Source organism: Vagococcus elongatus, from assembly GCF_003987645.1.
In the GTDB taxonomy this organism is placed as follows: domain Bacteria; phylum Bacillota; class Bacilli; order Lactobacillales; family Vagococcaceae; genus Vagococcus_A; species Vagococcus_A elongatus.
Window position 1 is genome coordinate 14,693 of the sequence record NZ_NGKA01000024.1, and the last position, 20,953, is coordinate 35,645.

Sequence of the window (20,953 nt, forward strand, 5' to 3'; positions counted from 1 at the left end):
TATCTTAATACGTGAGGCTGATGTTGGAGAAGAGTTCAGAAAGTTTATTTAGTTGTTTTGGTTAAAAGAAATCGTTCTTTAACAGGATGGCGGTTTGCAGATTTTTATCGTACAATAAGTCATAACATTATGGGGAAGGTGATCTAATGAAAAAGAGCATTTATTTACTGTTAATTTTCACTGCTATTATTTTTACCGGCTGTCAGCCCAAAAAAGAACTCACAACGGCGGATTTTTCCAACGTGACAACGGGGATGTCCACGAGTGAAGTCACGGACCTCTTGGGTAAACCAGATGAAATAGAAAAAAATCTGGACAGCGAGAGAGTCGCTAAACAGTTGGACCCTTTTAAACAATTTGTTGAGCCGATGAAAGAGGAGATTGAAGGCGGAGATGAACTGGTGGAGCAACTGACTGATACTTTAGATAAAATCAAAGACAAGGTGGCAATCACCTACTATGTTTATAATTATGATTCATCAACATCAGATGATGATATTGCTGTGACGATGGTCTTTTGTGATGATGAGTTAACATTGAAATTAATTGAGGAAAATTTCAATAATATGGATGAGTTAGAGTTGGGCGACTGATTTTCACAGCAGCAGCCCAACTGCTTTTGTTAATGATGTCAAAAAAACTTCTACAGTTTTTTCAGTGCTTTTTGCGTGTTGGCAAAGTGCAGCTTAGCATAGTTGCGCAACAAATCCATGCCGCCCCGTTTTAAGATTTTTGCCGCCGCCAAATCAGATGTTCCTCCCGCTCCGGAGGGGATGGTCATGCTCAATTCTTTGGAGGCTTTTTCAAGCTCTTCCAGAAATCTCGCACGACAAATAATAGAGGCAGCCGCCACAGCTAGATGGTGTTGTTCTCCCTTTGTGGCAATATAAAGATTATCTGTCACCTGATTTTTTTCTTTGGACAGGTAACGCCGGTAACTTGCTTCTGTGGTAAACTGATCGATTAAAATCCCGTCCGGCGTGGTCGGGGCGATTTTTTTCAACAATAAATAAATTGCCTGATTATGCAGGGCGACTTTCATGCGATTGACATTATAGTTTGGCTGGATATCATTATATTTGCTAGGTGTTACAAGCAGCTCTTGGTACGGGACGCTGACTCTGATGTCTTTGGCGATTTTAATGATGTCCTTATCTTTAAGCATTTTTGAATCTTTTACGCCAAGTTCCTTTAACAAAGGGAGTTGTTGTGCTGAAACATAACAGGCACAAACGACGACAGGACCAAAGTAACTGCCGTTTCCCACTTCATCACTTCCGATTACAGACCAGTTAGAAAAATTTTCAGGTAAATGGTTTTTATCGCCATTCTTTGATGAAACCTTGCCTTTGAGTGGCTGACTGGCGACTCCTCCCCATCTGCCGGCTTCTTTTTCAGCATGATCCCCTTGGAATAAAACTGTGCCAGTTTTATAAGCTGTGATGGTCACACCATTTTTTTTTGCCATAAAAATAGTGTGCTCTGGAACCTTTGTGCTGAGTTGCTTGCGATAATAATCTTTCATCTCGTTTAATTTTGCTGGAGATTGTTTTTTCAATGAATAATTTGCCATTGTACCCCTCTGATTTCTGTTCTTTTCTTTATACTATCGAATTGTACCCTATTAAACAAATGTTTTTATCGTAGATGTGATATTTATTAGGACAATAGGGTTTGTAAATAAAGAGGAACTATTTTATAATGAGAAAAGAAAGATGCGTAGAGTCAAGAGAAAATGCATCAGGGTGGAGGAATCACTACATTGAATAAGACAAGATATAAGGCTGAAATCGCCGGTCAAACATATACAATCATTGGTTCTGAAAGCAAGCCTCACATGGATGCCGTTGTGTCGCTGGCAAACAAACAATTAAATCAATTAAAAAATGCTGCCCCAGAAACCACAGAGGAACAGTCTGCAGTATTGCTGGCTATCAATGCTTTATCAGACCAGCTTCACATGCAAGAAGAAATCAATGGTTTGACAGAAAAGCTTGAAACCTTTGAGGCAGAAGTGGAAAAATTGAAAGACAGTCATAGAAAAGTGAAAGAATTGGAAGCACGCTTGTCTCGCTATGAAGAGTTGGAGAGAAAAGCCAAACAAACGTTAAAAGAAGATGGTCGTCAGATAGAAGAGTTGTCTCCGGGAGAAGTTCAAACCATTATGAATCAGCAATCGTTGGAAAAAATTCAAAAAAGAAATAATCCCAAATAATAGAAAAGGATTTCGTTTTATGTTGAGTATAGTTATTTTGATTACGTTAGTTTTTGCTGTGTATACAGGTGCTCGCAGAGGCATCATTTTACAAGGAATCTACACGATTGGGTATCTGATATCCTTTTTTGTTGCTCAAAAGTTTTTTATCAAGTTCGTTGATATTTTAGAATTGATCGTGCCTTACCCGCAAGCCTCCCCGGACAGCCAGCTGGTTTTCTTTGAGGGCGAGATGCTGTTTGATTTGGACCGTTATTTTTACGGCGGAGTTTCCTTTATCTTGTGTTTAGTCATTGGCTGGGTGATCGTACGCTTTTTGGGTATTTTTTTATATGAATTAAATTTTACCCCCGTCAAGAAAGAAGTCCATTTGATTGGCGGCGGCGCCTTGTCTTTTTTTGTCGCAATCGTTGCCCTATGTATTTTATTAACCTTGCTTGCCATGGTGCCTGTTGATTTTGTACAGAATTTGTTTCGTGACAGTGGCTTGGCTAGGGGAATCGTAAAAAACACGCCTTATTTTTCAAAGAAAATTTTAGAATTATGGACGGGCGTGCCATTATAAATTTGAGAGAAGCTGAACGATAACGTTCAGCTTTTTCTAAAGTATCTTATAAAGAGTGGAAGTGATGTCATGAATAAAAAGATATTAACAACGTTGGAATTTAATAAAATAAAAGTTCATCTGAAAAACTATACCACCACAGCTTTTGGGGCAGAGGAGGCAGATAAACTTGAGCCTAGTTCCGATTCCCAAGTGGTCGAGGGCTGGTTAGAAGAAACAGAAGAAGGTATGAAAGTTCTGCGGCTTCGCGGCGGTATTCCTTTACCAGTCTTGCAAAATATTCGCCCGCATTTAAAACGTTTAGAGATTGGTGCTCTCCTTAATGGGAGTGAAATAGCACAAATCGGAAAAGTCTTGTACACAACATCAGAAGTCCTGCGTTTTTTTGAAGACTTGTCTGAAGCAGAAGTCGACCTTGTTCGATTGTATGAATTAGTTGAGAAGCTAGAAACAGTACCGTCTTTATCAGGGAAAATCCGTCAGTCGATAGATGAGGATGGCTATGTGACGGACGAAGCATCTACAGAGTTACGCAGCATACGTCATCAGATTCGGCGTAACGAGCAGAGTATCCGGGAGCGTCTTGAGGGACTCATCCGTGGGAAAAACACCAAATATTTAAGCGACAGCATTATTACAATGCGTAATGACCGCTATGTTATACCGGTGAAAAGTGAATACCGCAGTGTTTTTGGCGGTGTGGTTCATGATCAAAGTGCTTCTGGACAGACGGTTTTTGTCGAACCCAAACAAGTCGTAGAGTTAAACAATCGTTTGAGACAGCAGCAAATTGCAGAACGCCATGAAGTGGAACGGATTCTTGCAGAACTCTCAAATGAAATCGCCCCCCATCGACAAGTACTCTTGCAAAATTCTTATGTGCTGGGAAGGCTGGATTTTATTGATGCCAAAGCCTCTTTTGGAAAAGAAATAAATGCCGTCGTTCCAAGAATCAGTCCTGAAAAATATATCGTTCTTCGTCAGGCACGACATCCGTTTATTGAGGAAGACAAAGTGGTTGCCAATGATATTATTTTAGGAGAAGATTATCAGGCCATCGTTATCACCGGGCCTAACACAGGGGGAAAAACTATTACCCTGAAGACTTTGGGTCTGCTGCAACTGATGGGGCAAGCCGGGCTGCCAATCACGGCGGCTGAAGATAGCCAAATCGGTGTGTTTAATGAAATTTTTGCAGATATTGGAGACGAGCAGTCTATTGAACAGAATTTAAGTACATTTTCTTCGCATATGACGAATATTGTTTCGATTATGTCACAAATGGACAAGAACTCTTTGATCCTCTTTGATGAGTTAGGTGCAGGGACGGATCCGCAAGAAGGGGCGGCACTGGCTATTTCCTTATTGGATGCGGTTGGGAGCACAGGTGCTTATGTGATGGCCACGACTCATTATCCTGAATTGAAAGTTTACGGTTATAATCGTAAAGGAACAATCAATGCCAGCATGGAGTTTGATGTGGATTCATTAAGTCCTACTTACAAGCTGCTGATCGGTGTTCCCGGGCGAAGCAATGCATTTGATATTTCCCGACGCTTGGGACTTGAAGAAAGTATTATCGATGGCGCGCGACAGATGATTGATGTAGAGAGTCAGGATCTGAACGAGATGATTGCCGATTTGGAAAGCAGACGGAAGATGACGGAAACAGAATACTTGGAAGTAAGAGAACAGGTAGAAGCAGCAGAAAAATTATTGAAAGATTTAGAAAATGCTTATGGCTATTTCTTTGAAGAACGAGAAAAAGAATTTGCCAAAGCAAAAGAACAGGCAAATGAAGTTGTTGAAAAAGCAGCGGAAGAGTCGGAAAAAATCATAAAAGAAATCCGGCAAAAACAGTTAAGTCTAGGTCGCTCACAAGTAAAAGAACATGAGCTGATCCAAGTCCAAACAGAGTTAGCTGACTTAAAACAGGCAGAAGACAGCAAACTAGAGAAAAATAAAGTATTGCAGAAGGAAAAAGCCAAACAAGTACTCAAACCCGGCGATGAGGTCCTAGTGGAAACCTTTGGACAACGGGGCACCTTAATTGAAAAAATCAGTTCTAACGAATGGCAAGTTCAAATCGGGATTATAAAAATGAATGTTGCTGAAAATCAGTTGACTAAAGTATCACCTGCACAGGAAGAAAAAACGCAAAAAAATATCGTTCGAGTGACTTCCTCATCTGGCGGTGGACGCACATGGGTGTCCAGCCAGCTGGATTTAAGAGGGATGAGATATGATGATGCCGTCCATGAGTTGTCTAATTATCTGGATGAAGCGGTTATGTCGGGCTATTCTGAGGTTATTATTATTCATGGCAAGGGAACTGGGGCATTGAGAAATGCAGTAAATGATTATTTAAAAAATCACCGAAGTGTAAAAAAATACGGATTGGCACCGCAAAATCTTGGAGGCACAGGGGCAACAGTCGTGGAATTCAAGTAAAAAAATCCACAGAAACAGATTATTTTTAAAATAAACTTTCCTTTGATATACTAAAACTACATTAAAATGTAAATGATTTAGGAGGAAAATTAAAATGGCAAAAGAAATTACTGATGCAACCTTTGCAGAAGAAACAAAAGATGGTGTTGTACTAATAGATTTTTGGGCAACTTGGTGTGGACCATGTCGTATTCAAGGACCAATCATTGATGAATTATCAAAAGAAATGGCTGGCAAAGCCAAAGTGTTAAAAATGGATGTGGATCAAAACCCTCAAGTACCAAGTTCTTTTGGTATCATGAGTATTCCGACTTTGTTGGTCAAAAAAGATGATCAAGTGGTCGAGAAATTAGTGGGTGTCCATCGTAAAGAACAATTGACAGCTGTGTTAGCTAAATATATTTAATTAGAAAAAAAGTGCTGATAGTGGCACTTTTCTTTCTGAGATTAAATAAAAGCCTTTTATATTGTAATTATTACAATCTGAAGGTATGATAGAAGTGTAACTAAATTGAAGGAGGAAATTTAAAAAATGAGTACAGATAAAAGACATGAGGTATTAAACCAAACAGTCGCAGACTTGAGCCAATTCGCAGTGGTAATTCATCAAGTCCACTGGTATATGAGAGGCCCAGAATTTTTAAATCTTCATCCGAAAATGGACGAGTTTATGGATGAAATCAATGATATTTTAGACGAAGTTGCAGAGCGTTTGATTACTATCGGCGGAGCGCCATACTCTACTTTGAAAGAATTTGCTGACAATACTAAAATTCCTGATGAGAAAGGAACTTACGAAAAATCTATTCCAGATCACGTAGAAGTTTTGATTAAAGGCTACCGCTATCTTAGAGAGTTAGCCCAAGAAGGTATCGAAGTCAGCGGAGAAGCAGGAGATTCAGTGACAGAAGATATCTTTATCGACATGCAAGGAAAAATAGAAAAAACTCTTTGGATGCTTACTGCAAAATTAGGCAGAGCACCAGAATTATAATCAAGATCAAAAAGCAGAGTGAAAGCTCTGCTTTTTTTGTTTTCCATGACATGTAGTCTATCAGCTAATTATTAAAAAAATTTCCCATTATATAAATAAAATTTAAAACAATCTTAGAAAAGGTGCTATAGACGGGAATTTAAGCAGATTTATAGTGAAATCAGCATGCTCTGTGATAAAATGATGAGAATTAAATTTGAAAATTATTGATTTTTATGAGAATTTAATATAGTATTATCATAAAGTTTCAAATAATTATGCTTCAAAAAAAACCGAGGGGGAAATATCGATGAAAAAATGGGCTTATCTAGGTTTAGTAGCTACATTAGCACTCTCTTTAGCAGCTTGTGGAGGCGGCGGAGACGGCGACAAAACAGAGACTACAGGAGAGAAACCAGCAGCATCAACAGAACTTGCAGATGAACAGGTTTTTCACACAGTCGTTGACCAGGAAATGTCTTCAGCAGACTTGTCACTGAATACAGATGTGGTCGGAGGCTTGGTGTTAAACAATATTTACGAAGGTATGTATCGTTTTGACGGAGACAATGAACTTGTTCCAGCTGGAGCAATAGAAGATCCAGAAGTGAGCGACGATGGGCTTACTTACACCTTTAAATTGCGTGAAGAATCAAAATGGTCAAACGGAGACCCTGTCACGGCCGACGATTATGTTTATGGTTGGCAGCGGACAGTTGATCCTAAAACAGAATCAGAATTTGCTTATCTTCACTCCATTGTGAAAAATGGTGAAGCAATCGCAAATGGCGAGATGGAGCCAAGCGAGTTGGGTATCAAAGCGCTAAGTGATTATGAACTTGAAGTTGTTTTGGAAGTTCCTACACCATACTTTATGAATTTGCTGACATTCTCTACGTACTTCCCGCAACATAAAGAAACTGTTGAAGAGTATGGAAAAGATTTTGCTTCTACTAGTGAGAAAGCAGTCTATAACGGACCGTTTATCTTAACTGATTTTGATGGACCGGGAACAGATACGGACTGGACCTATAAGAAAAATGATTCTTATTGGGATAAGGATAATGTAAAATTAGAAACTATCACTGCACAAGTACAAAAAGAAGGAAATACTTCACTTAACTTGTATCAAGCAGGAGATGTAGATGATATCCGCCTAACTGGTGAATTAGCACAACAGATGGCAGATGATCCTGATTTGGTGATTGAGAAACAAGCATCCACATATTATCTAGAGCTGAATCAAATTGAAAAGGATTCTATTTTTAGAAACGAAGACATGAGAAAAGCAATTTCTCTATCAATTGACCGTGATGCTATTGCTACAAATATTTTAGGCGACGGTTCCGTGGCAGCTTCTGGCTTGGTCCCATCAGAAATGATGTTTGACCCTGAAAGCGGCAAGGACTTTGCCGAAGAGGCTGGCAATCAATTAAAATTTGATGACAAAACAGCCAAAGAACATTGGGAAAAAGCTAAAAAAGATTTAGGTAAAGATGAAATAGAGGTGGAAATCCTAGCATCAGATGCAGATTGGGCTAAAAAAGTTGCCGAATATCTGCAGGGCGCATTGGAAGAAAATCTTGACGGCATCAAGGTATCCGTGAGTGCGGTGCCACTGAGTGTCCGTATCGACAGAAGTAACAACGGTGAATTCGACATTGTAGTCGGAGGCTGGTCTGCAGACTATGCAGATTCAAGTAGTTTCCAAGAGTTGTTTACTACAGGAAATTCCTATAACAGAGGTCACTATTCAAATAAAGAGTACGATGATAAAATTAAAGAAGCTGCAACCACTTATGCAAATGACCCAGAAAAAAGATTTGCGACACTTGTTGAAGCAGAAAAAATCATCATGGGTGATCTAGGCATTGTACCGCTTTATCAGACAGCGGAAGCTCACCTGCGCAACCCACAAATCCAAGGTGTGGCAATTCATCCGGCTGGAGCTAGTTATGATTACAAATGGGCATACCGCACAGCAGAATAACATCTAAGTAGTCAATAATAATAGCGCAACTGACAAAAAAATGAAGATGACACCTACTGAAAACCAATAGAAAGGTTTTTTCTGAAAAATCTTTGAATATGGTATATAAGTAGGTGTTTGTTGGTTTCGAAGTTGCCTCATCTTTTTTTTCATTGTTTTTTGGAAAAAATCAAAGAAACCTGACTGCAGCGTGCTGATGAACGCGCCGATAACAAAGAAAAATAAACCAATGTAAAAACTGGTGTTTATTATAATAAGAGAATCCATGCCTCCGGTACGGATAAAAGAATAGAGAAAAATTGCTAAAAGAATGACGGTACTGGTAAGGCCAATTTTTTTTAGTTGGGACATGATAAAGTCAGCTCCTATTAAATGTGATGGTTTGTCAGTAGTAGTAAAAAGTAATTAATTCTCTACCGCATTTTAGTTGAAAAATCACGAGAAGTCAAAATGTACATGAAAGAAGGAGAGGAAATTGAAGAACTTTGGAAAATATTTCTTAAAACGGGTCTTCTTTATGGTTATCACGTTGTGGCTGATTATCACCGTAACGTTTTTCCTAATGAAATTACTTCCTGGTTCACCCTATGCGAATCAGGAAAAGTTAAGTCCCGAGCAAATCGAGATATTAAACAAACAGGCTGGATTAGACAAATCAGTTCCTGAACAGTATGTGATTTACATGAAAAATATTATGAAGGGAGATTTCGGTACGTCCTTTCAATTTAAAAATCAGCCCGTTGCGAAACTTCTGAGGAATCGTATCGGCCCATCCTTACAATTAGGTGCGCAAGCTATTGTTTTTGGAACATTCATCGGAATTATTCTTGGATTGATTGCAGCACTGAGGCAAAACACATGGGTAGATACCGGCGCCACGCTGATTGCGATTTTGGGACGATCGATTCCTAACTTTGTGTTTGCAGTTTTACTGCAATATGTTTTTTCTGTGAAGTTCAAGTTGTTTCCAATTGCCGGCTGGAACGGCTTTGCTTCAACCATCTTGCCGACCTTTGCTTTGGCGATGTCGCCATTAGCGGATACTGGACGATTTATTCGTACGGAAATGGTGGAAGTGTTAAGTTCAGACTATATTGAGTTGGCCCGTGCCAAAGGCTTGAGTTATTGGGAAGTCGCCTTTAAGCATGGTCTAAGAAATAGTTTGATTCCGCTGGTGACACTTTTAGGTCCGTTAGCCGTTGCCTTGATGACAGGTTCTTTGGTTGTTGAAAATATTTTCGCAATCCCAGGCATCGGAGAGCAGTTCGTGAAATCAATCATGACAAACGATTATCCAACAATTATGGCTGTGACGATTTTATTTTCAGCCTTGCTGGTAGTTGTCATTTTAATAGTGGACTTGTTGTACGGAGTTATCGATCCGCGTATTCGTGTTTCTGGAGGTGAGCATTAGAATGGCTGAAATGGATTATTCAAAAATACCCAAAGAAAAATTTGAATTGATAGGGCATCAAGATGCGGCAGAAAGCGAAAAAATTGCTGCGCCTTCATTAACATTCTTTCAAGATTCTTGGCGAAGACTGAAAAAGAATAAAGCAGCAGTTATTTCCTTGGTCATTCTGGGCTTAATCACGTTGATTGCTTTCGGAGCAATTTGGCTTTCTCCTAAAGATCCGACAAAGCAGAATGTACAATTTGCTAATTTACCGCCTAAGATTCCTGGAATCTCAGTAGACGGTTTTAACGGGACTACGCTAGTGCGTGGACAACGAGTGGATAAGTATGAACAAGTTGGTGTTCCTGAAGATGTTTATTTTATTTTAGGAACGGATAGTTTAGGGCGTGACCTGCTGTCCAGAATTTTCATGGGGACACGGGCTTCTTTGATTATCGCTTTTGTAGCGGCTATTTTAGACTTGAGTTTCGGTGTCACCTACGGACTCATATCGGGGATGAAAGGTGGACGAGTGGATAGTATCATGCAGAGGATTTTGGAAGTGTTATCTGGTATTCCTAATCTCGTGGTCATGATTCTATTTCTGACAATTTTCAAGCCAGGTATTTTGACGATTATTCTGGCGATGGCTGTGACTGGCTGGATTACGATGGCCAGAATTGTCAGAGCGCAAACATTAAAAATCAAAGATCAGGAGTATGTGCTGGCTGCAACTACTTTAGGGCAGTCCCAAATCTCCATTGCGTTGAAACATATTTTGCCAAATATTTCCAGTGTAGTTATTGTTCAAATGATGTTCAGTATTCCAACAGCAATTTTCTTCGAGGCTTTCTTGAGTTTCATCGGATTGGGGCTAACGCCGCCAAACGCCTCTTTGGGGATGTTGTTAAGTGAGGGCTATAAACTGTTCCGCTTCCTGCCGCATTTGATGTGGGCGCCAGCCATTGTCCTTTCTGTTATCATGATATGTTTTAACTTATTAGCTGATGGAATGCGTGATGCGTTCGATCCTAAAATGAAAGATTAAGAGTGGGTGAAGAGATGGAAAAAGTTCTAGAAGTTAAAGATTTAAAAATTTCATTCGATACTTTTGCAGGAAAAGTTCACGCCATTCGCGGAGTCGAGTTTGATTTATACCGAGGAGAAACACTAGCTATCGTAGGGGAATCCGGCTCCGGAAAATCAGTGACGACCCGCAGTATCATGAGATTATTGGCTAAAAATGCGAATGTAGACTCTGGTACGATTATGTTTAAAAATGAGGATTTAAATAAAAAAGATGACAAGGCTATGCAAAAAATTCGCGGCCGGGACATCGCCATGATTTTCCAAGATCCGATGACCTCCTTAAATCCGACGATGACGATTGGCAAACAGGTGGCTGAACCCTTGCGGAAACATGAAAAGATTTCAAAAAAAGAAGCTATGAACACAGCGTTGGAATTGCTGAGATTGGTAGGAATTCCTGATGCCGAAAAGCGTTTGAATAATTATCCTCACCAGTTTTCAGGGGGGCAGCGTCAAAGAATCGTTATTGCGATTGCTCTTATTTGCCGACCTGAAATTTTGATTGCGGATGAGCCTACAACGGCTTTAGACGTGACGATTCAAGCTCAAATTATCGAATTAATGAAAGATATTCAGGAGAAGATAAGAACGTCGATTATTTTTATTACCCATGACCTAGGCGTCGTTGCCAATGTGGCAGATCGTGTAGCTGTAATGTATGGTGGACGGATTGTAGAAATTGGAACGTCAGAAGAGATTTTCTATAATCCACAGCATCCTTATACTTGGGGGTTGCTGAGTTCTATGCCGACACTGGAAACGCAAGACAGTCTCTATGCTATTCCAGGGTCTCCGCCAGATTTGCTGGATCCGCCCACAGGAGATGCATTTTATCCTAGAAACGAGTTTGCAATGCAGATTGATACTGAAGAGACGCCGCCTTTCTTTGAGATTTCACCGACCCATAAGGCTGCGACATGGTTGTTAGCACCTCAAGCACCAAAAGTGACACCTCCTCAGGAAATTGTGAATCGCCATCAGCATTTCCAGAAAATTATGAAGGAACGTGAACTGGTGCAGAAGAAGTTAAGGGAGGTTTAATCAATGGTGGCAGATAAAACACAAGAGAAAATTATTTTAGATGTAGAAAATTTGAAACAATACTTTAATGAAGGCCAAAGAGATGAAGTCAGAGCCGTTGACGGTATCAGTTTTCAAATTTTTGAAGGAGAAACATTCGGTCTTGTTGGAGAATCCGGCTGTGGTAAATCTACAACAGGCCGCAGTATTATCCGTCTCTACCATCCGACTGCCGGAAAAATCGAGTTCGACGGCGAAGATGTAAGTAAAATCAAACGACGTGCCGACATGGAACATTTCCGTCGGGACGTGCAAATGATTTATCAAGATCCCTATGCTTCTCTGAATCCTCGGATGAAGGTACGGGATATTATCGCGGAAGGCATCGATATCCATCATTTAGCTACGGATGTAGATGACCGTAACCAGCAAGTAAATGATCTCTTGGAGCTGGTCGGCTTGGACCGTTCTCATGGCACAAGGTATCCCCATGAGTTTTCTGGCGGTCAGCGGCAACGGATTGGTATTGCGCGGGCGCTTGCCATGCAGCCGAAATTTATTATTTGTGATGAACCTATCTCCGCCCTTGATGTGTCTATTCAGGCGCAGGTAGTGAATTTATTGATGGAGTTGCAGCAGAAGAAAAAACTGACTTACTTGTTTATCGCCCACGATCTATCCATGGTTAAATATATCAGCGATCGAATCGGTGTGATGTACTACGGTAAATTAGTAGAAGTAGGTAAGAGTGAAGAAATTTACAATTTTGGTGTTCACCCTTACACGGAAAGCTTGCTCTCAGCAATCCCACTTCCTGATCCAGAGCACGAAAGAACTCGTCGCCGAATTGTTTATAAACCGGCTGTAAACGATGGTGCAGAAAGAGAGTTAAGGGAGATTTCTGAAGGACATTTTGTGTACTGTAGTGAAGAAGAAGTACCGGTTTTCCAGAAAAAATTGGCTGACAAAAAAGCTCAGACTGAAAAAGTCGAGGTCTAGAGTCACTTTGGTCATGAGTTTTGCCTTATTAGATATGATCTGGTTTTAAAAATCTCAAGAGAACTCCCCCTTTTTAATCTCAAGAGACCTTTTTAAGCCAGTTATATAAACGAGATGACGCGACTTAGCGTCATCTTTTTTTGTCGCTGAGGAAACCAGAGTTAGGGTGTTTTTTTATGAGATTGAAAGATAAAAAGAATGTCATAAAAGATAAAAACCCAAAATTCCATTGAGTACTGATCCCTACATTTAAAAAGGCTTTGGATTACAGGAAGGAAGCAAAGATATGATATAATTAAGAGGTATGAATAATCAAGATGAGATAATATAAAATGAAAAGGAAGTAAAATAGATGAAAACATTAACCAATTTTCGTGATATCGGCGGCTATGAGACACAAAGCGGCAGAAAAATAAAAAAGAATTTAATGTTTCGAAGCGGAGAAATTTCCCGCCTATCCAAAAAAGATCATCAAGCGTTTGAAAAAGATTTTGGCATTCAAACCATTTTTGACTTTAGAGGCGAGGATGAAAAATTGAAAAGCCCCAATGATTCTTTTGAGCGGGTACAGACTGTTAATTTGGATATCTGTAAGGATTCAAACGGGAATTCTGCCAGTATGGAAGATTTAATTCAAGGAAAAACAGATCCCGATTCCTATATGAAAGACTTATATAAAGATTTTATTTTTACAGATTCTTCTCGACAAGGCTATCGAACTTTTCTAGAACATGTGTCAGAGCTAGACTCCCCGTTTATTTTCCACTGTTTTGCTGGGAAGGACCGCACAGGATTTGGGGCTGCCTTATTATTGTCAATCATGGGTGTGTCAAAATCTAATATTTATCACGACTATTTGTTGACCAATCGTTTGCGTCAAAAAGCCAACGAGAGAATTCTTAGTGAAATGAAGAAAAACGGACTAAACAGCAATGAGTTAGAAATGGTGCGTACGATGATGGAAGTCAAACCGGCATACTTAGACGTGAGTTTTAAAGAAATCGAAGAAAATTATGGTAATGTTTCCCGTTTTATTAAGGATGGGTTAGATGTTCCAAAAGATGTTGTGGATAAAATTAAATTCCAATATACAGAGTGAATAGAGAGAGCTATTCTTTGGAAGCAAGGAATAGTTTTTATCGTTAAATTGAAGGTTGAAAAAATATGGAAGAAATCACGATTTTACATACGAATGATTTACATTCACATCTTGAAAACTGGCCGAAAATCAGACGGTTTTTGAATCAAGAAAAACTCAAGGAGACTGCCAATCACAAGGTATTGACTTTTGACATCGGAGATTTTTCTGATCGTGTACATCCTTTTACAGAAGCCACTGACGGTCAAGGGAATGTGCTTTTGATGAATCAAGTGAGTTATGATGGAGTGACGATCGGAAATAACGAAGGCATCGGCAATGAAAAAGCTGACCTTAACCACTTGTACGATCAGGCGCAATTCCCGGTGATTTTAAGCAACTTATTAGACCGGCAAACAGGGGAATATCCTGAGTGGGCAGTACCCTATAAAATTTATTCATCTACAAAGGGGACCAAGATTGGTGTGATTGGGTTAACCGCACCTTTTCCTTTCAGCTATCGTCCCTCTGGATGGACTATAGCACATTTGGATGATATCCTTCCCGGGCTGTTGGCTGAAGTGAAAAAGCAGGCAGATGTGATTGTATTGCTTTTCCATTTAGGAATTATCGATGATGAACACTTGGCGGAACACTATCCTGACATTGGGATTATCATCGGTTCCCATACCCATCATTTGCTTGAGACGGGGGAAAAAATTGGCAACACACTGTTAACAGCGGCAGGCCGATTTGGAGAATATGTGGGAAAAATAAAATTGACAGTGGATCAAGGCAAAATAATCTCGCAGGAGGCCTGCACCTATTCGGTAATTGATCTGCCAGAAGCCCCCGAAGACCAAGAAGAAATTGCCTATTACCTCAATGAAGGTAATCGACTGCTTGAAAAAGATGATATCGGCTGTCTTCCTGTAACATGGTCAAATCAAATGAGCACTGGCGAAAACAGTTTTGCCGCTGAGGGTCTCAAAGCATTGGAACATTATGTTTTCGGAGATGTTTATTTGTTGAATACAGGTTTGTTTTTAGGAAGTCTCGGAGAAGGCCTGGTCACAAAAAAGGAACTCCATGAAAAGCTGCCCCATCCTATGCATTTGATTCGTGTTAAACTACTAGGGAAGTATTTATTTCCGGTTTTGAATGAAATGTTTGGACAACGGGATTATTTACGAGATTTTCCAATCGTCGGTATGGGGTTCCGTGGAAGAGTTTTTGGGGAACTGGTCGCCAGCCACGTTGAATTAACTGAGGACAGTTGCTTAGTCAACGGTCAGCTAATAAAAGATGATGAGACCTATCAGTTGGTCATGGTGGATCACTATATTTTTGTGAAGTTTTTCCCATCCATAAGAAAATTTGGTCAAATAGAAGCACTATGCCCTTCCTTATTAAGGAAAGTTGTGGGAAAATATATTAGCGACCACTACCCTTGCAATTAAAAAAGATTATAATAAACCAAAGTAGGTGAGATGATGACTACAAAATCAAAAGATTCCTTAAACGAAAAAGCAGTTCCTCAGTCTGAAACAGAAGAAGAAGTAAAAGAAGTAAAAGAAACATCGCCAAAAACAGTTTTCAGAATTTCTGCGGACAGGCTGATGATTAATCAGAAAGAGTATAAACTTTTGACTGATTTTAGAGAGGGCTTCGACTTAGATAGTTTGAATGACAGATATAGCGATGTTTTAAACAAGTATGATTTTATCGTGGGAGATATCGGCTTTGACCAATTAAGGCTGAAAGGTTTTTTTGAAGATTACAGGAAAAAAGTGGCAGTGGATCAAAAAATAAGTGCACTGGAAGATTATTTGTATGAATACTGTAATTTTGGCTGTGCTTACTTTGTTTTGGAAAAAGTAGAAAAAGATAAAGAAGTTGTGGAGAAAAGAGCGGCGCATGTCAAAGAGAAAAAAGGCAAACCGCGCACACCAAAACAACAGACCCGAAAGAAAAATCAGGGAAATTTTAAAAATCAGAAAAAAGGCAAAACGAATCAGCCTGCCAAGCCTAAACCTAATCAGCGTGGAAAAAAACATGAGTCCCCAGTGAAAGAGAAAAAATCTAGCGAACGCCATTTCACGATTCGGCAAAAAGAGCAGGGGTAGAAAGAGGTTGTCTGTAGTGTATAAAGGGTATTTAATTGATTTGGACGGCACTGTTTATCGTGGGAAAGAACCGATTCCTGCTGCCAAAAATTTTATTGAAAAGTTACAGGAGAAGGGGCTGCCCTTCCTGTTTTTAACAAATAATACAACGAAAACCCCTGAGACTGTCCAAAAAAACTTGTCAGAAAATTTTGATATCCACGTTCCGGCTTCGACGATTTTTACGGCGGGGAACGCAACGGTGGACTATATGAATCATCAAAATAAAGGCAGGACAGTTTATGTCGTCGGGGCTCCCGGACTGGTGGAGTTGATTTTGGCTTCTGGTTTTCAGTGGGAAGAAACAAATCCTGACTATGTGGTCGTTGGTTTAGATCCAGGCATTGATTACGAAAAAATGACAATAGCCACTTTAGCAGTACAAAAAGGTGCGCATTTTATCGGCACGAATCCCGATAAAAATATTCCTACTGAACGAGGCTTGTTGCCCGGCGCAGGTTCATTAGTTGCTTTCTTTGAGACAAGTACAGGGGTGAAGCCGACAATCATCGGTAAACCAGAAACAGCAATCATGGACAGTGCGATTGAACGTCTGGGGTTGGCCAAAGAGGAAGTGTTGATGGTTGGGGATAACTATCTGACAGATATTCAAGCGGGCATCAGAAATGGTGTTGATACATTACTGGTTTTGAGCGGCTTTACACAAAAAGAAGAGGTTCCTCAGTTGCCGACAGCTCCTACCTACGTTCTCGAGTCTTTAGCTGATTGGAGTATTTTATGATTCGGACAAACTGGAAAGAGAAAGTTGGTCTTGCCTGTCTTATGCTGACGGTGATTACGTTAGCTATCACCATTACGATTAATGCTTTTCCCCTCTACGTATTTGATATTGGTCATCTTGATATTTTAGATCGAGTGGCTTTATCACAAGAAGAACTGTTAAAAAATTATCGTGAACTCATGAGTTACTTAAATTTCCCATGGATCAGTCAGCTGAAAATGACTGATTTTCCTGTTTCCGCTTCGGGAGCATTTCATTTTTGGGAAGTGAAGAAGCTGTTTTTATTAAACTATGGTGTTTTTTTACTGACGGTGATCCCATCGACGATGTTTTTACGCAAGCTCTGGAAAGAAAAGCGTCTGTGGATTTTAAATAATGGGCTCACCATTGCCGCTTTGGTGCCAGTTTTTTTAGGATTCTTTATGTTTGTAGGATTTGATAAATTTTTTACCACATTTCATCATGTCTTTTTTAATAATGATGCGTGGATTTTTGATCCGGAACTTGATCCCATTATTTTGGCTTTACCGGAGCAATATTTTTTTCATAGCTTTATTTTAGCCATTGTATTATTTGAACTAATCATTTTAGGGATTATCTATATCGGGAGACGTCAATTTAAATCAAAAAACTAGCTCATACATTATTGTACGAGCTAGTTTTTTATTCCACACCTTCCTGTGCATGAGCCAGTCGGCTAGCGGCTGCAGCAGCAATGGCGCCGATGATATCATCAAGAAACGTATGGACGCTTTTTCCGTTCTTTTCATTCAGCTCTTTTAAAATTCCCGGCTTAACCTTATCGATATAGCCATAATTTGTAAAGCCGATAGAACCGTAAACGTTAACGATAGATAGAGCCATAATCTCATCAATACCGTAAAGTCCTTCATCACTTTCGACGATTTCTTGTAATGGAGATAGCATTCCGCCATTTTCAGCAAGAATATCCAACTGGATACCAGTCAAAATAGTATTTTGAACTTCTCTTTTCTTCAAAACAGCTTTGACGTTTTCTAGACAAAGTTCAAAGTTCAGATTTTTAACATACGGAGATTGTAAAAAATACACTAATTTAGCTATATCTTCTAATTCAACTCCTCTTTCATGTAAAAGTTGACGGGATTTTTTTTCTAAAATATCTTTACTCGTTGCCATCTAACTGCCCTCCTAAAAAGCTTTTCATAAAATTTATCATAGCTTTAAATCCAGCTAATTGCAAGAAATTGTAAAAAATTAAAACATGCTTGTACTATGACCGGGCTGGATGCGTAATTCGGGCATAGCATAGTGAAGAGCATTATTAACGGCAGTAGGCGCTTCGCCAAAACCTGTTGCAATCAAGTCTACTTTTCCGGGATAAGTGCAGATATCTCCAGCGGCATAGATGCCGGGGATATTCGTGGACATATCACTGTTGACTAAAATTGATTGTCCTTTGAGTGCCAGCTGCCATTCTTTGATCGGTCCCAGAGAAGAACTAAAGCCGAAATTGACGATCAAATCATCTATAGGCATGATTTCTTGAATTTTATCTTTGGGATTTTCAATTTTCACCGAATAAATTTCCCCTTGATCATGGGATAATTCTTTTATGACAAACGGTGTGCGAAGTTGAATTTTTGACTGGTTTAACTGTTTTACGCTATGTTCATGTGCACGAAACTGATTTCTTCGGTGAACTAACGTAACAGAGTTAGCGATTGGTTCAAGCATCAATGCCCAGTCAATGGCAGAATCGCCACCACCGGAAATCATCACATTTTTTCCGTTGAATTTCTGCATATCAGAAATAATGTAATGAAGGGAGCGGTTTTCGCAAAGTAAACTTCCCTCGACTTGCAGTCTTTTTGGCTGAAAAGAACCATTTCCTGCTGTGATAATCACTGTTTTGGTGAGGTAAGTTCTCTTAGTTGTAGTTACTTCTATTTGTTTTTCGTCTATAGGCGTAATTCCTAGGACGGTTTCGTTTAATGCAATAGTATGATGAAATTTCATAACCTGCTCTTTTAAATTATCTACTAATTCTTGGGCAGGAACTTCTGGAAATCCGGCGACATCGTAAATATGTTTTTCCGGATAAAGCATTGCTAATTGACCACCTAACTGTGGCAGACTTTCAATTAATAGTGTTTTAGCATTTCGCATCCCGGCATAAAAACCCGCAAATAAACCAGTCGGCCCCCCGCCGATAATCGTGATATCAAAAACTTCTTTTTGAGACATGTATTTACCTCCAAAAAAATACTTAAATACTCTATCCGTATAGTATAAACGAAAAACAGGTCGAACAACATTTTTTTGTTTCAAAATAAATAATGGCGACTTTTCCAAATTTAAGTTAGAATGGAGGAAGCGAAAAAAAGAAAAGGAAGTGGCTAAATGTTTTTACAACTGAATTTAACCGAAGCGAAAGGGCCAGTGGCTTTAATTAAAACAAATAAAGGTGATGTAAAAGTAAAACTTTTTGAAGAACAGGCACCGAAAACAGTTCACAATTTTGTTGAATTGGCGAAAAAAGGTTATTATGACGGTGTTGTTTTTCATCGAATCATCAAAGACTTTATGATTCAAGGGGGAGACCCGACTGGGACCGGCATGGGCGGAGAAAGTATCTACGGCAACGCATTTGAAGATGAATTTTCACGTGAACTATTCAATCTGCGCGGGGCATTATCGATGGCGAACGCTGGACCTAACACTAATGGCAGTCAATTTTTTATTGTCCAAAATACTAATGCTCCAGAACAAATGCTGACTCAATTGAAAGATGCTGGATTTCCTGATGAAATCATAGAGGCATATAAAAAAGGCGGCACACCATGGTTAGATTTCCGTCATACTGTTTTTGGTCACGTGATGGAAGGCATGGAAGTTGTGGATGAAATAGCTGAGGTGCAAGTAGGTCCTCAAGACAAACCTTTGGAAGATATCGTCATCACAACTATTGAAATTTCTGATTAATTTTTAGAATGGAGGTTGAGCACCGATGACTTATAAAATTGGCATGGTCGTTGAAGGGGTTATCACAGGAATTCAACCTTACGGAGCCTTTGTGTCTCTAGATCAAAAAAAACAAGGGTTGGTTCACATATCTGAAGTAAAATCAGGCTACATCAAAAATATAAGGGAAGTATTATCTGTAGGAAAAAATGTCACTGTTAAAATCATTGATATTGATGAGTATTCTAAGAAAATCAGTTTGTCCTTGAGAGCTTTGGAACCCTACCCTGCTGGGAATTCTTTTAAAAGAAAAAGATTTTTTACGAATCCAAAAAATAAAATTGGTTTCAACACATTGGATAAAGCTATGCCTGAATGGATTGAGCAGGCGATAGAAAACCTAACGAATAATGGATGAATTTTTTCCTGAAATATGTTATAGTCTCTATTGAAAGCAATATTAATTTTCATGAAAATCAGCAAAGTAAGAGGTGGGATTTTTTTGCAGAACAAACTTGTAGCTGGCACAGTGATTTTGAATGAAAAAAATGGGGGAAAGAGATTTTTATTGCATGAAAATTCAGAACGGTTAGATTTTATTATGGCTTCAATTGATGAGGAACGTACAAGTTTAGCGTGTATTCTAGAGGCTTTGAAAAATGAAGCCCATGTAGATTTGGAAAAAATCAGTTTGGTGGAGTTAACTAACATACAAGTGGCGAAACAAAAAATACCTTTTTATGTGTTTGAAATAGAGGAAGAATATTTGAAACTTGAGTATCCTTCTGGTTACAAGTGGGAGCTACCTTGCAATTTGAGGAAAGTTTTGAGTCGCCGTCAAGTGACCGGAGTTCCAATTTTTAACTAAATAATAAGTTCAAAAAAATTGCTTTTTAACGAAAAACTTGGTATAGTATTATAGGTGTTATATCAACCGATTTTCGTTAAAAAGTTTTTTTGTTTAAAAACAATTTGACAGGATTGGTTCATTGTGATAAACTAATAAAGTTGTCTCGTAAAAAAGCGTACGTAAAAAACTTTTAAAAAAAGTTAGAAAAATTAGTTGACATACTCAACTAATAATGATAATATTTAGAAGTTGTCGCAAAAAGACAACAGACAGCCTGTCAGGTTGTCACGTAGACCTTTGAAAACTGAACAATGAATAAGACGAACCAAATGTGTAGGGGGTTTTACTTCTAGTAAAACCAAACTAAATTTAGTGAAGTCAATTCGCTAGCAAAATATTTAATGAGCTAAACATCGCAAGATGTTATCATACTTTTATTGAGAGTTTGATCCTGGCTCAGGACGAACGCTGGCGGCG

23 protein-coding genes are annotated in these 20,953 nt (G+C 39.2%); 19 read left to right on the forward strand and 4 right to left on the reverse strand.

Annotated elements, in window-relative coordinates; genetic code table 11:
• Positions 1–146: 146 nt before the first annotated feature.
• Positions 147–593 carry a hypothetical protein gene (locus CBF29_RS12030; RefSeq protein WP_126809968.1) on the forward strand — a complete coding sequence of 149 codons (447 nt, stop codon included), beginning with the start codon at positions 147–149 and terminating at the stop codon, positions 591–593.
• 50 nt (positions 594–643) lie between these two features.
• Here the strand turns inward: CBF29_RS12030 and rnhC are convergent, their stop codons facing one another.
• On the reverse strand, positions 644–1,573 hold the full coding sequence (gene rnhC / locus CBF29_RS12035) for a ribonuclease HIII (RefSeq protein WP_126809969.1): 930 nt from the start codon (positions 1,571–1,573) through the stop codon (positions 644–646).
• A 189-nt stretch (positions 1,574–1,762) separates the two neighbouring features.
• On the opposite strand from rnhC, the gene zapA reads away from it, so the two are divergent.
• The 6 genes from zapA (at position 1,763) to CBF29_RS12065 (ending at position 8,194) form a co-directional block, all read left to right on the forward strand.
• Positions 1,763–2,215 (forward strand): cell division protein ZapA, encoded by a 453-nt coding sequence (gene zapA, locus CBF29_RS12040; protein ID WP_170170072.1) that lies wholly within the window; start codon positions 1,763–1,765, stop codon positions 2,213–2,215.
• Between the two features lie 19 nt (positions 2,216–2,234).
• Positions 2,235–2,780, forward strand: coding sequence for a CvpA family protein (locus CBF29_RS12045; protein ID WP_126809971.1), 546 nt, complete (start codon positions 2,235–2,237; stop codon positions 2,778–2,780).
• A gap of 69 nt (positions 2,781–2,849) precedes the next feature.
• On the forward strand, positions 2,850–5,231 hold the full coding sequence (locus CBF29_RS12050) for an endonuclease MutS2 (RefSeq protein ID WP_126809972.1): 2,382 nt from the start codon (positions 2,850–2,852) through the stop codon (positions 5,229–5,231).
• A 94-nt stretch (positions 5,232–5,325) separates the two neighbouring features.
• On the forward strand, positions 5,326–5,637 hold the full coding sequence (gene trxA, locus CBF29_RS12055) for a thioredoxin (RefSeq protein WP_126809973.1): 312 nt from the start codon (positions 5,326–5,328) through the stop codon (positions 5,635–5,637).
• Positions 5,638–5,763: 126 nt separating this feature from the next.
• Positions 5,764–6,225, forward strand: a complete 462-nt coding sequence (locus CBF29_RS12060) for a Dps family protein (RefSeq protein ID WP_126809974.1) — start codon at positions 5,764–5,766, stop codon at positions 6,223–6,225.
• Positions 6,226–6,514: 289 nt separating this feature from the next.
• Positions 6,515–8,194: a peptide ABC transporter substrate-binding protein gene (locus CBF29_RS12065; RefSeq protein WP_126809975.1), complete on the forward strand. Its 1,680-nt coding sequence runs from the start codon at positions 6,515–6,517 to the stop codon at positions 8,192–8,194.
• Positions 8,195–8,197: 3 nt separating this feature from the next.
• Here the strand turns inward: CBF29_RS12065 and CBF29_RS12070 are convergent, their stop codons facing one another.
• A complete protein-coding gene (locus CBF29_RS12070) occupies positions 8,198–8,545 on the reverse strand; it encodes a DUF3899 domain-containing protein (protein WP_126809976.1) in 348 nt (115 codons plus the stop codon).
• 124 nt (positions 8,546–8,669) lie between these two features.
• Between CBF29_RS12070 and opp3b the strand changes: the two genes are divergently transcribed.
• From opp3b to CBF29_RS12115, 9 genes are all read left to right on the forward strand, one after another.
• The gene (opp3b, locus tag CBF29_RS12075; RefSeq protein WP_126809977.1) at positions 8,670–9,608 is read left to right on the forward strand and encodes an oligopeptide ABC transporter permease; all 939 of its coding nucleotides are present in this window, start codon (positions 8,670–8,672) and stop codon (positions 9,606–9,608) included.
• 1 nt (position 9,609) lies between these two features.
• On the forward strand, positions 9,610–10,638 hold the full coding sequence (locus CBF29_RS12080) for an ABC transporter permease (protein ID WP_425469902.1): 1,029 nt from the start codon (positions 9,610–9,612) through the stop codon (positions 10,636–10,638).
• A gap of 14 nt (positions 10,639–10,652) precedes the next feature.
• Positions 10,653–11,720 (forward strand): ABC transporter ATP-binding protein, encoded by a 1,068-nt coding sequence (locus CBF29_RS12085; RefSeq protein ID WP_126809978.1) that lies wholly within the window; start codon positions 10,653–10,655, stop codon positions 11,718–11,720.
• A 3-nt stretch (positions 11,721–11,723) separates the two neighbouring features.
• Positions 11,724–12,698: an ABC transporter ATP-binding protein gene (locus CBF29_RS12090; RefSeq protein WP_126809979.1), complete on the forward strand. Its 975-nt coding sequence runs from the start codon at positions 11,724–11,726 to the stop codon at positions 12,696–12,698.
• Positions 12,699–13,050: 352 nt separating this feature from the next.
• Positions 13,051–13,797 (forward strand): tyrosine-protein phosphatase, encoded by a 747-nt coding sequence (locus tag CBF29_RS12095; RefSeq protein ID WP_126809980.1) that lies wholly within the window; start codon positions 13,051–13,053, stop codon positions 13,795–13,797.
• Positions 13,798–13,862: 65 nt separating this feature from the next.
• Positions 13,863–15,236, forward strand: a complete 1,374-nt coding sequence (locus CBF29_RS12100; protein ID WP_126809981.1) for a bifunctional metallophosphatase/5'-nucleotidase — start codon at positions 13,863–13,865, stop codon at positions 15,234–15,236.
• A 33-nt stretch (positions 15,237–15,269) separates the two neighbouring features.
• Positions 15,270–15,902 (forward strand): YutD family protein, encoded by a 633-nt coding sequence (locus CBF29_RS12105; RefSeq protein ID WP_126809982.1) that lies wholly within the window; start codon positions 15,270–15,272, stop codon positions 15,900–15,902.
• A gap of 16 nt (positions 15,903–15,918) precedes the next feature.
• Positions 15,919–16,683, forward strand: coding sequence for a TIGR01457 family HAD-type hydrolase (locus tag CBF29_RS12110; protein ID WP_170170073.1), 765 nt, complete (start codon positions 15,919–15,921; stop codon positions 16,681–16,683).
• Positions 16,680–17,318, forward strand: coding sequence for a TIGR01906 family membrane protein (locus CBF29_RS12115; protein WP_126809984.1), 639 nt, complete (start codon positions 16,680–16,682; stop codon positions 17,316–17,318). Before CBF29_RS12110 ends, CBF29_RS12115 begins: the two co-directional genes overlap by 4 nt.
• A 28-nt stretch (positions 17,319–17,346) precedes the next feature.
• Here the strand turns inward: CBF29_RS12115 and CBF29_RS12120 are convergent, their stop codons facing one another.
• Both CBF29_RS12120 and CBF29_RS12125 read right to left on the reverse strand, forming a co-directional pair.
• Positions 17,347–17,841, reverse strand: coding sequence for a phosphatidylglycerophosphatase A family protein (locus CBF29_RS12120; RefSeq protein ID WP_126809985.1), 495 nt, complete (start codon positions 17,839–17,841; stop codon positions 17,347–17,349).
• Positions 17,842–17,919: 78 nt separating this feature from the next.
• On the reverse strand, positions 17,920–18,909 hold the full coding sequence (locus CBF29_RS12125) for an NAD(P)/FAD-dependent oxidoreductase (RefSeq protein WP_126809986.1): 990 nt from the start codon (positions 18,907–18,909) through the stop codon (positions 17,920–17,922).
• A 156-nt stretch (positions 18,910–19,065) separates the two neighbouring features.
• Between CBF29_RS12125 and CBF29_RS12130 the strand changes: the two genes are divergently transcribed.
• The 3 genes from CBF29_RS12130 to CBF29_RS12140 all read left to right on the forward strand — a co-directional run bounded on the left by CBF29_RS12130 (position 19,066) and on the right by CBF29_RS12140 (position 20,494).
• On the forward strand, positions 19,066–19,647 hold the full coding sequence (locus tag CBF29_RS12130; RefSeq protein WP_126809987.1) for a peptidylprolyl isomerase: 582 nt from the start codon (positions 19,066–19,068) through the stop codon (positions 19,645–19,647).
• A gap of 25 nt (positions 19,648–19,672) precedes the next feature.
• Positions 19,673–20,044, forward strand: a complete 372-nt coding sequence (locus CBF29_RS12135) for a CvfD/Ygs/GSP13 family RNA-binding post-transcriptional regulator (protein WP_126809988.1) — start codon at positions 19,673–19,675, stop codon at positions 20,042–20,044.
• A gap of 84 nt (positions 20,045–20,128) precedes the next feature.
• A complete protein-coding gene (locus CBF29_RS12140) occupies positions 20,129–20,494 on the forward strand; it encodes a hypothetical protein (protein ID WP_126809989.1) in 366 nt (121 codons plus the stop codon).
• The last annotated feature ends 459 nt before the right edge of the window (positions 20,495–20,953 follow it).

Coding starts and splice junctions, on each gene's coding strand:
- CBF29_RS12030 (WP_126809968.1), top strand. CDS start 147: ATGAAAAAGAGCATTTATTTACTGTTAATTTTCACTGCTATTATTTTT.
- rnhC (WP_126809969.1), bottom strand. CDS start 1,573: ATGGCAAATTATTCATTGAAAAAACAATCTCCAGCAAAATTAAACGAG.
- CBF29_RS12045 (WP_126809971.1), top strand. CDS start 2,235: ATGTTGAGTATAGTTATTTTGATTACGTTAGTTTTTGCTGTGTATACA.
- CBF29_RS12050 (WP_126809972.1), top strand. CDS start 2,850: ATGAATAAAAAGATATTAACAACGTTGGAATTTAATAAAATAAAAGTT.
- trxA (WP_126809973.1), top strand. CDS start 5,326: ATGGCAAAAGAAATTACTGATGCAACCTTTGCAGAAGAAACAAAAGAT.
- CBF29_RS12060 (WP_126809974.1), top strand. CDS start 5,764: ATGAGTACAGATAAAAGACATGAGGTATTAAACCAAACAGTCGCAGAC.
- CBF29_RS12065 (WP_126809975.1), top strand. CDS start 6,515: ATGAAAAAATGGGCTTATCTAGGTTTAGTAGCTACATTAGCACTCTCT.
- CBF29_RS12070 (WP_126809976.1), bottom strand. CDS start 8,545: ATGTCCCAACTAAAAAAAATTGGCCTTACCAGTACCGTCATTCTTTTA.
- CBF29_RS12080 (WP_425469902.1), top strand. CDS start 9,610: ATGGCTGAAATGGATTATTCAAAAATACCCAAAGAAAAATTTGAATTG.
- CBF29_RS12085 (WP_126809978.1), top strand. CDS start 10,653: ATGGAAAAAGTTCTAGAAGTTAAAGATTTAAAAATTTCATTCGATACT.
- CBF29_RS12090 (WP_126809979.1), top strand. CDS start 11,724: ATGGTGGCAGATAAAACACAAGAGAAAATTATTTTAGATGTAGAAAAT.
- CBF29_RS12095 (WP_126809980.1), top strand. CDS start 13,051: ATGAAAACATTAACCAATTTTCGTGATATCGGCGGCTATGAGACACAA.
- CBF29_RS12100 (WP_126809981.1), top strand. CDS start 13,863: ATGGAAGAAATCACGATTTTACATACGAATGATTTACATTCACATCTT.
- CBF29_RS12105 (WP_126809982.1), top strand. CDS start 15,270: ATGACTACAAAATCAAAAGATTCCTTAAACGAAAAAGCAGTTCCTCAG.
- CBF29_RS12115 (WP_126809984.1), top strand. CDS start 16,680: ATGATTCGGACAAACTGGAAAGAGAAAGTTGGTCTTGCCTGTCTTATG.
- CBF29_RS12120 (WP_126809985.1), bottom strand. CDS start 17,841: ATGGCAACGAGTAAAGATATTTTAGAAAAAAAATCCCGTCAACTTTTA.
- CBF29_RS12125 (WP_126809986.1), bottom strand. CDS start 18,909: ATGTCTCAAAAAGAAGTTTTTGATATCACGATTATCGGCGGGGGGCCG.
- CBF29_RS12130 (WP_126809987.1), top strand. CDS start 19,066: ATGTTTTTACAACTGAATTTAACCGAAGCGAAAGGGCCAGTGGCTTTA.
- CBF29_RS12135 (WP_126809988.1), top strand. CDS start 19,673: ATGACTTATAAAATTGGCATGGTCGTTGAAGGGGTTATCACAGGAATT.